The following is an 11,891-nucleotide window of genomic DNA, read 5'->3' on the forward strand; positions in this document are numbered from 1 at the left end:
CCGTCGGGGCAGGGGTGCCAGCCGGCTGCGCGCCAACCTGCGCCGGGTGGTCGGTCCGGAGCTGCCCGACCAGGAGCTGGACGAGCTGGTCCGGGCGGGCCTGCGGTCGTACTCCCGCTACTGGATGGAGGTGTTCCGGCTGCCGTCGCTGAGCCGGGAGCAGGTGCTCGCCGGTTTCCGGCTGGACGGCACCGAGATGCTCGCCGCCGACGTGGCGGCCGGGCGGGGCGCGGTGGTCGCGCTGCCGCACGCCGGTAACTGGGACCTGGCCGGTGCCTGGGTGGCGGCCAACGGGTGGCCGCTCTCCACCGTCGCCGAGCGGCTCAAGCCGGAGGGGGTCTTCGAGCGGTTCGTGGCATTCCGGGAGGGCCTGGGCATGGAGATCCTGCCCACCACCGGGGGAGACCGTCAGCCCATCGACGTGCTGACCGACCGGCTCCAGGCCGGTGCGGTGGTGCCGCTGCTGGCCGACCGCGACCTCTCCGCCCGGGGCGTGGAGGTGGACTTCTTCGGCGGCCGGAGTCGGATGCCGGCCGGTCCGGCGCTGCTGGCGCTGCGCACCGGTGCCCCGCTGTACGTGGCGTCGCTGTGGTACGAAGCGGATACGGCGTGCGCCTCGATCGAGGGGCCGCTGCCGCTGCCGGGGCCGGCGGAGGGCTCACTGGACGAGCGGGTCCGTACGCTGACCCAGCGGATCGCCGACGGTCTCGCGTCGGGCATCGCCCGGCATCCGCAAGACTGGCACATGTTGCAGCGGATGTGGCTGGACTGAGGGGACGGGACGCAATGCGGATCGGCATCGTCTCCCCGTACTCCTTCGACGTGCCGGGCGGGGTGCAGAACCACGTCATGGATCTCGCCGAGGCGCTGATCGGGCTCGGCCACGAGGTGAGCGTGCTGGCTCCGGCGGACGAGGACTCGCCGCTGCCGCCGTACGTGGTGCCGGCCGGCCGGTCGGTGCCGCTGCCGTACAACGGCTCGGTGGCCCGGATCGCGTTCGGCCCGGTCTCCACCGCCCGGGTGCGCCGGTGGATCACCCGGGGCGACTTCGACGTGCTGCACGTGCACGAGCCGCTGACGTTGAGCCTCTCCATGCTCGCCGTGCTCTCCGCGCGGGGGCCGGTGGTGGCCACCTTCCACACCGCGATGACCCGCTCCCGGGTGCTCTCGGTCGCCCAGGGCGTCCTGCAGATCGTGCTGGAACGCATCACCGCGCGGATCGCGGTCAGCGCGCTGGCCCGCAAGGTGCAGGTCGAGCACCTGGACGGCGGTGCGGTGGAGATCCCCAACGGGGTGGCGGTGGCCAAGTTCGCCGGGGTGGCGCCGCTGCCGGGCTGGCCGGGCGAGTACGCGCCGGGCGACGGCGGGACGCTGGGCTTCCTGGGCCGGTTCACCGAGCCCCGCAAGGGGTTCCCGATCCTGCGCGACGCGTTCGTGGAGTTGGCCCGGCAACGCCCCGGGTTGCGCCTGTTGGTCGCCGGACCGGGGGACCGGGACGACCTGTTCGACCAGTTTCCACCCGATCTTCGGGATCGGGTGACCTTCCTCGGGCTGGTCTCCGAGGAGGAGAAGGCCCGGATGCTGCGTAGTGTGCACCTGTACGTGGCGCCGAACACCGGCGGCGAGTCCTTCGGCATGATCCTCACCGAGGCGCTGGCCGCCGGCACCACGGTCGTCGCCAGCGATCTGGACGCCTTCCGCCGGGTGCTCGACGGCGGGCGGGCCGGGCGGCTGTTCCCCACCGGTGACGCGGTGACGTTGCGCGGGCGCCTGGCCGAGCTGCTGGACGATCCCGCCCAGCGGGCCGAGCTGACCGCCTGCGGGCACCAGGTGGTGGCGAATTTCGACTGGCCCGTGGTTGCCCGGCGCGTTCTGGAGGTATACGCAGCGGCGATCGAGGCGACCGACGGGCGGGTGATCGACCAGGAGTGGGTGGGGCCGGACTGACCGGGAGGAACGGGAGCAGCACTACGATGCCGGGCATGTGGTGGGTGGTGGGCGCGACGGTGGTCGTCGCCCTGGTGGCGGCGTACCTGATCTGGACCGCCGGCCGGGTCGAGCGGCTCCAGTCCCGTGCGCAGCTCGCCGCGCGGGCCCTGGACGCCCATCTGCTGCGCCGGGCCGCTGCGGCGGCCGTGCTGGCGGAGCGGCGGTACGGCGTCGAGCTGTACGCGGCGGCGCGGATCGCGCTCGACGCCGGCCCGGACGAGCGGGAGGCGGCCGAGAACGACCTGACCCGGCAGTTGCGTGCGGTCGAACTCGATCCCGCCGACCCGGACTGCGACGCGGTGATCGCGGCCAGCCGGCGACTCGCGTTGGCCCGGCAGGTACACACCGACCTGGTCCGGGACGCCCGTTCGGCGCGCGGACGGCCGCTGGTGCGGCTGTTACGGATGGGGCGGCGCCACACCTGGCCGCGCTACTTCGACATCGACGACCCGACGCTGACCGTGCCCGCCGTCGACGTGCGTACCCGCTGATCTGCTCTCTGCGCCGGTCTCCCGGCAGGCGGGTGACCGGGGCCACAGAGCAGGCCACCACGCCTGGAATTGGCTGTCGGAGGGGCGTCGCGCCGCGCGTAGCATCTGCGCTGCCCCCGCCCCGAGCCGCCTGAGGAGCCTGTCCCAGATGACTTCCCCGACCAGCAGTGCCACCCCGGTCGTCGGCACCGGCCGCGTCAAGCGCGGCATGGCCGAGATGCTCAAGGGTGGCGTGATCATGGACGTGGTCACCCCCGAGCAGGCCAAGATCGCCGAGGACGCCGGAGCGGTCGCGGTGATGGCGCTGGAGCGGGTCCCCGCCGACATCCGCGCCCAGGGCGGGGTCTCCCGGATGAGCGACCCCGACATGATCGACGGCATCATCCAGGCGGTCTCCATCCCGGTGATGGCCAAGGCCCGGATCGGGCACTTCGTGGAGGCGCAGATCCTCCAGGCGCTCGGCGTGGACTACGTCGACGAGTCCGAGGTGCTGACCCCGGCCGACTACGCCAACCACATCGACAAGTGGGCGTTCACCGTCCCGTTCGTCTGCGGGGCGACCAACCTGGGCGAGGCGCTGCGCCGGATCACCGAGGGCGCGGCCATGATCCGCTCCAAGGGCGAGGCCGGCACCGGTGACGTCTCCAACGCCACCACCCACATGCGCAAGATCCGCCAGGAGATCCGGCGGCTCTCCACCCTGCCGACCGACGAGCTGTTCGTCGCGGCGAAGGAGTTGCAGGCGCCGTACGAGCTGGTCAAGGAGGTCGCCGAGAGCGGCAAGCTGCCGGTGGTGCTGTTCACCGCCGGTGGCATCGCCACCCCCGCCGACGCGGCGATGATGATGCAGCTCGGTGCCGAGGGCGTCTTCGTCGGCTCCGGCATCTTCAAGGCCGGCAACCCGGCGCAGCGGGCCGCCGCGATCGTCAAGGCGACGACGTTCCACGACGACCCGGACGTGCTGGCCAAGGTCTCCCGGGGGCTCGGTGAGGCGATGGTCGGCATCAACGTCGACGACATCCCGGTCCCGCACCGCCTCGCCGACCGCGGCTGGTGACGTGAAAGGAAGGGCCCCCTGCTAACGCCTCGTGCATAGCAGGGGACCCCTGCTAACACCTCGGAAGGAACGCCTGTGACGGCACCCGTGATCGGTGTGCTCGCCCTGCAGGGCGACGTCCGCGAGCACGTCGCCGCCCTGACCGGGGCGGGCGCGCAGGCCCGACCGGTACGCCGGCCGGCGGAGCTGGACGCGGTCGACGGCCTGGTCATCCCCGGCGGGGAGTCCACCACGATCAGCAAGCTGGTGGACATCTTCGAGTTGCGCGAGCCGATCGCCAAGCGCATCGCCGCCGGCCTGCCGGTCTACGGCTCCTGCGCCGGCATGATCATGCTGGCCACCGAGGTCCTCGACGGCCGCCCGGACCAGCGGGGCTTCGACGGCATCTCGATGACCGTCCGGCGCAACGCGTTCGGCCGCCAGGTCGACTCGTTCGAGGCACCGGTGGAGATCGCCGGGGTCGAGGGCGGCCCGCTGCATGCCGTCTTCATCCGTGCCCCGTGGGTCGAGCGGGTCGGCGACGACGTCGAGGTGCTCGGCACGGTCACCGCCGGCCCGGCCGCCGGGCGGATCGTGGCCGTACGCCAGGACAACCTGCTCGCCACCTCGTTCCACCCGGAACTCACCGGCGACGCGCGGCTGCACGCCTACTTCGTGGACCTGGTCCGCACGGCGGGCTGACCGCGCCACGGGGGCGCGCTCGCGCGGTCGGATCGCGCAGACCAGCTCGCGCGGGCGGTTCGACCACGCACGCGGGGGTCGCCTTCGCGCGGAGCGCGCGCGACCTCCACCACGGGTGTGGCCACGCTCGCGCGGCGGGTCGACCACCTCCCGGGCGTACGCCTCACCCGGGCGGTGGTGGGGTGCCGTGTCGGGGGTTGGCGCGGGCCCAGCCGCGCAGCACCGGGTCGGTGAGGTGGTTGAAGCGTTCCATCTTCGTGGGCCATTCGTTCTTGAACGCGATGACCTGCTCGTCCGGGGCGAGTTGCAGCAGTTCACCGACGCTGCACCCGATCCGCAGCGACAGGGCGGTGGCGGCACCGAAGTTCGCCGGGCTGAACACCTGGAGCACGCCCGAGTTGTTGATCATGGTCTCGGCGGCGACGCCGTAGAGGTTGGACAACTGCGCGAGGTCCTGCCAGAAGGTCCAGGTGCGCAGCCCGTACCCGCGCAGCAGCGTGATCGCCTCCTGGAGCAGCGAGAACCGGCCGAGCTGAGCCGCCTCGTCGATGAGGAACAGCAGCCGGGACTGGTTGATCGACCGGCTGTTCATCACGTAGTACAGCAGGCATCCCACCCAGGCCCGCAGCAGGCGTTGGTGGGTCCGCAGCTTGTGCGGCGGGATGACCACGTAGATGGAGATCCGGCGCTCGGGGTCGGTCAGGTCGCTCAGGGCGAAGCTCGTCCGGGCGGTGGCGTCCACGGTGCGTCGGGAGCTGAAGGCGGCCAGCTGCTGGGCGGCGGTCACCACGATCCCGCTGAAGGTCTTCTCCGCGTCCGCGATGCTGAGCAGCATCTCGAACTCCTGCCGGGTGCCCGGCGGCATTGACGTCGACCGCGTGTCGAGCGCCACCGCGAGCCGGTAGCGCAGCTCCGACTCGAAGAGCTGGGTACGCAGCTCCTGCAGGGTGTCGGGCCGGTCCGGCTGGCCGGTCATCAGGTCGGTGGCGAGCGCGGCGATCAGTAGTTGCGCCATCTCGTCCCAGAACGGGTCGGACAGCGACGGGATGCCGCCCATCAGGATGTCGGAGAGCAACCGGCCGAAGTCCTCGGGCTCCTCGGCGGCGGCGTCGTCGCGTCGCAGCGCGCCGAACACGTCGAACGGGTTCAGCGAACCCCGCTCGTCGCTGCCGCTGTGGCTGGCACCGAACGGGTCGAGCAGCACGATCTCGTTGCCCAGCACGGTCCGGCGGTGCTCGTGCGTGACGTCGTAGTTCTCGCCCTTCGGGTCGATGACCACCACCGAACCCTCGTAGGTGAGCAGGTTCGGGATGATCACGTCCCGACCCTTGCCGGCTCCGGTGGGCGCGATCGTCATCAGGTGGCTGTCGTCGTCCGAGGCGACCACCGGGCCCAGTTCGGCGTCGTCGACGATGTGTTCCTCGCCGAGGCCGAGGCGGGCGCGTACGCCGGTGTCGCTGGGTCGCCGTTGGGCGAACTGGCTCTTGGACAGCGGCTCGGGTTCCAGGTGACGCACGACTGCCCGGCCGAGAATGAGCTTGGACATCCGCGACTGCCTCTCTAGGGGTTCCGGCTGATGCGGGCCGGACGGACTCCGGCCATGGCGCCGCTGCCGGTGCCGGAGACGACCGTCAACGGCAGCGGCTGCTGGTAGTGGTTGCCCAGCACGTCGAAGTACTCGATCTCGACGAGCACCAGACTCGGCTGCGCGATCTGCGGTGGGTCGACGAACCTGAGCCGCTGCTCGACGTCCGTGGTGGGCATGACGACGTCCGCCTTCGGGGCGCTCAGGGCCTCGAACGCCAGGCTGGTGCGGTCGATCCGGATGCCGGCGATCTGGATGCCGAGGATCGGCCCGGCACCGACGTTGCGGAGCCGGACGGAGAGCACCACCAGGGTCTGCCCGCGCCAGGTCAGCCGGGAGTCCTGGATCATCGGGACGGGGATGATCGAGGCACGTAGCTGTTCGGCGGCGACCCGCACCTCCCGGTCCGAGGAGCGGTTGTTCTGCCAGGACAGGAAGAGTGCGGCGATGCTGCAGACGAAGGTGGCCACCAGCCCCGCGAACTGGATGACGTTGAGCGTCTCCTGCGTCACGGCATGGTCCCGACGGCGCAGGAGAACTCGCAGTCCTTGAAGAAGTCGGCGAGGAAGCCCTTGACGACGCGGTCCCGGAAGAAGTCGCGGTACGGGACCGTGTACTGCTCCAGCAGGAACTCGGGCCGTGGGGCGATGCGCGACTCCAGAGCCGGGTCACCGTCGCCGACGGTCTCGGAGATGCAGTAGAAGTCCAGCCAGATGCCGCGGTAGCCCTGGTTCGAGGGGGCCTGGATGTCGTAGATCTCGCGGACGTGCACGTCGGGGGCGACCTCCCGGAAGTTGGAGATCTCCACGTCGAGCCGGCCGGTGCGCAGCGGCCCGGCCGCACCACCGCTGGGTACGGAGAGGAATCGGCCGTCCTCGCCGGGGCGGTGCGACAGCAGGTTGCCGATCAGTTGGTGGCTGCTGACCGGACGGGGTGCGCGTACCGGAATGAAATCGTAGGTGAGCAGGGAGAAGAGGTAACTGGTCCGGATCGGTTGCAGGTCGAAATCGGAATGGAGGATGTCGGACAGGTCGATGGCGATTCGCGACACCAGCCCCTGGATGTAGGGCATGAACACCCGGTACCAATTGTGGAAGAGGCGCAGCGACGATCCGGGCCGTTCGAGGATGATGCGCAGGTCGCGCCGGATCGCCATCCGGAAGCCGAATGACGAGTCGTCGTAGACGATCCCGATGTTGCCGTCGGACCAGTCCAGCCGCAGGTGCTGCACCGAGTACAGTTCGGCGGCCTCCAGCACCTCGGCGACACTGCGGTACAGCCGGGCACCCACGGCGCGTTTGTGCTCGGGCGGAAGGTCGAGATCCTGCGCGTACGGCAGTTCCACCATGAGCGAGAACTTGTTGAGCGCGCTGACGCCGCCCTTGCCGATCATCGGCAGATCGCGGCCGAATTCCTCGAATTCCTCCAGCACGTATCGCCTCCCGGGGTCGGTGTGCTGCTCACGACAGCGACAGTGTGTGGCACCCGGGCCAGTCGGAAGAAGCGTGCCCGGGGGCCGGAAGAATGCCCGTTTGGCGGATCCTCGGCAATTGCCGGATGTGCCGGGGAGGATCGTCGGGCGGTTTTAGGGGAATTGCGATGCGCGCCGTCGGCGACCTCTGCGTCATCTGTCGGGAAGCCGCCAAGAAGGCGACTCCGTCGACCCGACGGCACCGGGACGGATCGCGCCCGCCGCCGCGCGCGCCGAGGCGCTCACCGCGCTCTCACCGAGATCGAGGCGGCGGTCGTCGAGCGCCGCACCGACCGGACCAGGCCGAGCAGGCGGTGCTCGGCGACGCGGCGGGTGTGCGATCCAGTGGCTTTTGTCTGATCTGTGAAGCTCGGGAGAGATCGGGCCGGCGGCCGACGTGCGGCGGGTGACGACCACCTGCCGCACGTCGGTAGGATTGTCGAGATTCGGCAGGGCCATCTGGCCGCCAGGCTTCCACCAGAGCTGACCGGCACCACCGCGTGCGCGGGTGCGGAGCAGGGCGTGCGCGGTGCGGTCGATGCAGACGGCGGGTAGCAACGGAGGTAACAGATGTCCGGCCACTCAAAGTGGGCGACGACCAAGCACAAGAAAGCGGTCATCGACGCCAAGCGCGGCAAGATGTTCGCCAAGCTGATCAAGAACGTCGAGGTCGCGGCGCGGACCGGCGGCGGTGACCCGGCCGGCAACCCGACCCTCTTCGACGCGATCCAGAAGGCCAAGAAGAGCTCGGTCCCGAACGACAACATCGACCGGGCGGTCAAGCGCGGCTCCGGCCTGGAGGCCGGCGGCGCCGACTACCAGACGATCATGTATGAGGGGTACGGCCCGAACGGCGTCGCGCTGCTCATCGAGTGCCTGACCGACAACCGCAACCGCGCCGCCACCGAGGTGCGCACCGCGCTGACCCGCAACGGCGGCTCGTTCGCCGACGCCGGCTCGGTGTCGTACATGTTCTCCCGCAAGGGCGTGGTGATCGTGCCGAAGGCGGGCACCACCGAGGACGACGTGATGCTGGCAGTCCTCGACGCGGGCGCCGAGGAGGTCAACGACCTGGGTGAGGCGTTCGAGGTGGTCTCCGAGCCGGGTGACCTGATCGCCGTGCGCACCGCACTCCAGGACGCCGGCATCGAGTACGAGTCGGCCGAGTCCTCGCTCATCCCCAGCGTCACCGTGCCGCTGGACGAGGAGGGCGCCCGCAAGATCTTCAAGCTGATCGACGTCCTGGAGGACAGCGACGACGTGCAGAACGTCTTCGCGAACTTCGACGTCTCGGACGAGGTGATGGAGGCGGTCGGCTGATCCGCCGCACCGCCGACGCATCCGTGGACGGCCCGGCACCCGGTCATCGGGTGCCGGGCCGTCCGCTGTCCGTCAGGCCACCGGCCGCAGCGGGATCAGGCCTGGGGCTGAGCTTCCGCTGCGCTTGCCCTCGGGGCTGAGTCTCCGCCGCCCGTGCCGATCCGCTCGTCCGGCGTCGCCATCTCGGAGATCTTGGAGAGTTGCCGTTTCGCCGCCAGGACGGTAACTGTCCAAGATCTACGGGTGGCGGTCGGCGAACAGGCCGGTGGGTGGGGGGAAGCTGCCCTCCTTGGCGTGCGAGTAGTCGCGGGACTCGGCGACCAGACCGTCGGCGTCGAAACGGACCACCGTGCAGCCGGAGAGGGTGACCGGCTGGTCGTACGGGTAGGTGATCGCCCAGTATTCGACGGTCGCGGTGTCGCCGTCGACTCGGGGAACGCCGAACCAGACCTCGGCCGGTCGGGCCTCCTCGCCGAAGCACTCCTCGACGTAGGCGCGCAGCCCGACGCGGCCCCGGCACGGGCGGAACATCGACGCCCAGTGGTCGCCCTGCTCGGCCTGCAACTCGACGATGCGTTCCCCGTCCTGGGCGGGCCAGCCCGTGGCCCAGGCGTCGGCCCATCGTTGGGCCGCGTCGCGTACGTCCATGATCGTGCTCCTCGGGTCGGCGGGTGCTGGACTTCTACCAGCCACGGGTGACATTCCGGCCGGCTCAGGTGGCTGTCGCCGGGGCGGTGGCTGCCGCCCGAGCTCCGGCGCTTGCCCGGCCTGTGGCTGGCGCCAGGACTGTGGTGCTCGCCGGGACTGTGGTGCTCGCCGGGACTGTGGGGTCGCCCAGGCCAGGAAGCGGTTGTACAACTCGCCGGGTGTCGGCAGCGGGCCCTCGGTGAGCCGCAGCAGGTCGCCGGTGGCGTCGAACAACTGGCCGCCGAGATAGACAGCGAGACCGACCCGGTCGAGGTCGTACTCGACCCGCAGCAGCATCCGGGCCGCCGGACACGGCCAGTCACGTGAGCAGGCTCGACACGTCCAGTGGGGCCGGTCGGGCAGGTGCTGGTACACGGGATGCAGCCGACCCAGCGGCTCACGCCGAGCAGGCGGCGGGTGGGGCGTGCGCATATCTCCATGCTGTCGCTAGCTATTGCCTGTGTCAATAGGCTCCGTAGTTGTCGGTGTCGAGAGTGATCGTCGCTGTCATTGTCAACCTATGGAGCTGGTCGGCGTGTCGGAGATCCGCGAGATGTTGGGGAACGTCTCCCGGCAGCGCGCGTCGGTCATCGCCAACCAGCGCAACTTCCCGGAGCCGCTTGCCGTGCTCGCCATGGGCAAGGTGTGGCGGAAGTCGGATGTGCAGGCGTGGATCAGGGAGCATCGGCCGGAGCTGGCGGGGGACTGACCAGCACACACGCTGGAGGAGCGGTGACGGAGACGGGGCGCTTCCATCCCGGTGACGTGGTCGTCCGCCGGGAGATCCTGCGCTTCGAGGTGCCGCGAACGGCGTCACGGCCTGCTCGATCCGGGATCGAGTGGTCTCGGGGTGCCGGGGAAGGCACTCGATCCCCGATCGAGCGTGATCAAGGCCGTTACCAAGAGCGTGATCACGGCCGTGACCAAGAGCGTGGTCAAGAGCAGGGCCGTGAGGTCTGGTTCGCCGTGCCGACGATCTGCGTCGAGGACTCCGCCGACCTGCTGGCGCTCTATCTGCCGACGGGTGCCGAGTTCGGGTTTCCCGACGAGGGCACCTTCCCGTGCGGACGGCACCCGTGGCAGGCGGCCGGGCACACCGCCTGGACCGGACACGGCAAGCTGATGCTCCAGCGCCCCGGTGAGGCGCACTCGGTCGACGTGTTCTGGTCCGGCCCGCAGCGCGACTTCGCCGGGTGGTACTTCAACCTCCAGGACCCGTTCCGGCGTACCCCCATCGGGGTCGACACGCTCGACCACGAGCTGGACCTGTGGTGGGCGGCGGACGCCGACCGGTACGTCTTCAAGGATGTGGAGATCTTCGCCCAGCGGCTGCTGGAGGGGCGCTACCCGGGGATGGGGGAGGCGATCCGCGCCGAAGGCGACCGGATCGCGGCCCTTCTCGATGCCGGTGAGCGCTGGTGGGACGAGTCCTGGGCGGCCTGGCGGCCCGACCCGGCCTGGCCGACGCCGCGCCTGCCCGCCGGTTGGTCCACCGTCCCCTGGTGACCTCGGCGGCGAGTGGTCCCGGCGGCACCGAATTGCCTCGACAGCCCGGCCGGGGTCCTGCGAGGGTGCCCGGATGACGGATCTCGGTCTGCACGAGCTGCGGTTGATGCAGGGGTTGGCCCAGCAGGTGATGGCCCGGCGGCCGGAGCTGGTCAACGGCGAGGCGACCGTCGGTGAGCTGGCCTGGGGCTGGGCCAAGGACCACGACGCCCTGCACCGGTACTGGCGGCACCGGCTGTGGTTCGTCGACGACCGGCTGGCCGCGTGGGGGTGGGCGTACCTGCCGCACCGGGTGGCGCGCAGCGACGGGACGTTCCGCGAGGTCACCCGGGCCAACCTGATCTGGCAGGCGCATCCGGACCGGCCCGAGCTGCTGGCCGAGGTCCTCGACTGGTACGACGAGGTGGCCGGCGACGTCGACCGCGCGCTGACCGTGCAGGTCGGGGACGCGGCGTCGCGGGCCGCCGTGGCCGCCCACGGGTACGTGTTCGACGCCGAGACCGGCTCCGACACCGGCTCCTGGGTGCAGTTCAACGCGCGGGAGCTGGTCGACGTGCCGGAGCCGGTGCTGCCGGAGGGTTTCCGGCTGCGTACCGCCGAGCACCTGTCGACGGTGGCCCTGGCCCGGGCGCACCGGGACGCCTGGCCCCGGTCCAGTTTCACCGACACCGCCTGCGCGCGGGTGCAGCGGACCTGGCCCTACCGTGCCGACCTGCACGTGGTGGTCGAGGCGCCGGAGGGCACGCTCGCCGCGACCGCGATCGTCTGGCTCGACGAGGCCACGCGGACCGCCGAGTTCGAACCCGTCGGCACCCACCGGGACTTCCGGCGGCGGGGGTTGGGCACCGCCTTGCAGCTCTACGGCATGCAGCTCGCCCGGTCGGCCGGGGCACGCCGCATGCTGGTCGCCTGCCTCGGCGCTCCGGGCCACCCGGCCGCCCGGGGCCTGTACCTCGGTGTCGGCTTCCGCGAGTTCACCCGCGACCTGCCGCACCTCAAGCTCGCCCGAGGGCGTTGACGGCACGACCTGCCGTAACTCGCCCTCGCCTGAGCGCGCTGACAGCGACGCGCTGACGGCGACGCGCCGACGACCCCGTGCGGGGC

At 70.9% G+C, this 11,891-nt stretch carries 13 protein-coding genes; 9 read left to right on the forward strand and 4 right to left on the reverse strand.

Annotated elements, in window-relative coordinates; all coding sequences use genetic code 11:
• The 5 genes from EYA84_RS16345 to pdxT form a co-directional block, all read left to right on the forward strand.
• Positions 1 to 772: phosphatidylinositol mannoside acyltransferase (locus tag EYA84_RS16345; RefSeq protein ID WP_131053934.1), on the forward strand; the 772-nt coding region annotated here is incomplete at its 5' end.
• A 14-nt stretch (positions 773 to 786) separates the two neighbouring features.
• Positions 787 to 1,947: a glycosyltransferase family 4 protein gene (locus EYA84_RS16350; RefSeq protein WP_131053935.1), complete on the forward strand. Its 1,161-nt coding sequence runs from the start codon at positions 787 to 789 to the stop codon at positions 1,945 to 1,947.
• Between the two features lie 26 nt (positions 1,948 to 1,973).
• Positions 1,974 to 2,480, forward strand: a complete 507-nt coding sequence (locus tag EYA84_RS16355; RefSeq protein ID WP_131053936.1) for a hypothetical protein — start codon at positions 1,974 to 1,976, stop codon at positions 2,478 to 2,480.
• A gap of 148 nt (positions 2,481 to 2,628) precedes the next feature.
• Positions 2,629 to 3,537 (forward strand): pyridoxal 5'-phosphate synthase lyase subunit PdxS, encoded by a 909-nt coding sequence (gene pdxS / locus EYA84_RS16360; RefSeq protein WP_131053937.1) that lies wholly within the window; start codon positions 2,629 to 2,631, stop codon positions 3,535 to 3,537.
• 75 nt (positions 3,538 to 3,612) lie between these two features.
• Positions 3,613 to 4,218 (forward strand): pyridoxal 5'-phosphate synthase glutaminase subunit PdxT, encoded by a 606-nt coding sequence (gene pdxT, locus EYA84_RS16365; RefSeq protein WP_131053938.1) that lies wholly within the window; start codon positions 3,613 to 3,615, stop codon positions 4,216 to 4,218.
• A gap of 163 nt (positions 4,219 to 4,381) precedes the next feature.
• Here pdxT and EYA84_RS16370 read toward each other — a convergent pair whose 3' ends face one another.
• From EYA84_RS16370 to EYA84_RS16380, 3 genes are read right to left on the reverse strand one after another with little or no spacing between them, the layout of a single operon-like run.
• Positions 4,382 to 5,764: a type IV secretory system conjugative DNA transfer family protein gene (locus EYA84_RS16370; protein ID WP_131053939.1), complete on the reverse strand. Its 1,383-nt coding sequence runs from the start codon at positions 5,762 to 5,764 to the stop codon at positions 4,382 to 4,384.
• A 14-nt stretch (positions 5,765 to 5,778) separates the two neighbouring features.
• A complete protein-coding gene (locus tag EYA84_RS16375; protein WP_131053940.1) occupies positions 5,779 to 6,315 on the reverse strand; it encodes a hypothetical protein in 537 nt (178 codons plus the stop codon).
• Positions 6,312 to 7,235, reverse strand: coding sequence for a hypothetical protein (locus tag EYA84_RS16380; RefSeq protein WP_131053941.1), 924 nt, complete (start codon positions 7,233 to 7,235; stop codon positions 6,312 to 6,314). The genes EYA84_RS16375 and EYA84_RS16380 overlap by 4 nt, the downstream gene beginning before the upstream one ends.
• Positions 7,236 to 7,844: 609 nt before the next feature.
• On the opposite strand from EYA84_RS16380, the gene EYA84_RS16385 reads away from it, so the two are divergent.
• Entirely contained in the window at positions 7,845 to 8,594 is a 750-nt protein-coding gene (locus EYA84_RS16385) for a YebC/PmpR family DNA-binding transcriptional regulator (RefSeq protein WP_131053942.1), read from the forward strand.
• 237 nt (positions 8,595 to 8,831) lie between these two features.
• Here the strand turns inward: EYA84_RS16385 and EYA84_RS16390 are convergent, their stop codons facing one another.
• On the reverse strand, positions 8,832 to 9,713 hold the full coding sequence (locus tag EYA84_RS16390; protein ID WP_131053943.1) for a nuclear transport factor 2 family protein: 882 nt from the start codon (positions 9,711 to 9,713) through the stop codon (positions 8,832 to 8,834).
• 88 nt (positions 9,714 to 9,801) lie between these two features.
• Here EYA84_RS16390 and EYA84_RS16395 point away from each other — a divergent pair, with 88 nt between their 5' ends.
• From EYA84_RS16395 to EYA84_RS16405, 3 genes are all read left to right on the forward strand, one after another.
• On the forward strand, positions 9,802 to 9,990 hold the full coding sequence (locus EYA84_RS16395) for a hypothetical protein (RefSeq protein ID WP_131053944.1): 189 nt from the start codon (positions 9,802 to 9,804) through the stop codon (positions 9,988 to 9,990).
• Positions 9,991 to 10,247: 257 nt separating this feature from the next.
• Positions 10,248 to 10,787, forward strand: coding sequence for a DUF402 domain-containing protein (locus tag EYA84_RS16400; RefSeq protein ID WP_236145799.1), 540 nt, complete (start codon positions 10,248 to 10,250; stop codon positions 10,785 to 10,787).
• A gap of 73 nt (positions 10,788 to 10,860) precedes the next feature.
• A complete protein-coding gene (locus EYA84_RS16405) occupies positions 10,861 to 11,805 on the forward strand; it encodes a GNAT family N-acetyltransferase (protein ID WP_131053945.1) in 945 nt (314 codons plus the stop codon).
• Positions 11,806 to 11,891 lie beyond the last annotated feature (86 nt).

This window comes from Verrucosispora sp. SN26_14.1, assembly GCF_004307965.1.
Lineage (GTDB): Bacteria > Actinomycetota > Actinomycetes > Mycobacteriales > Micromonosporaceae > Micromonospora.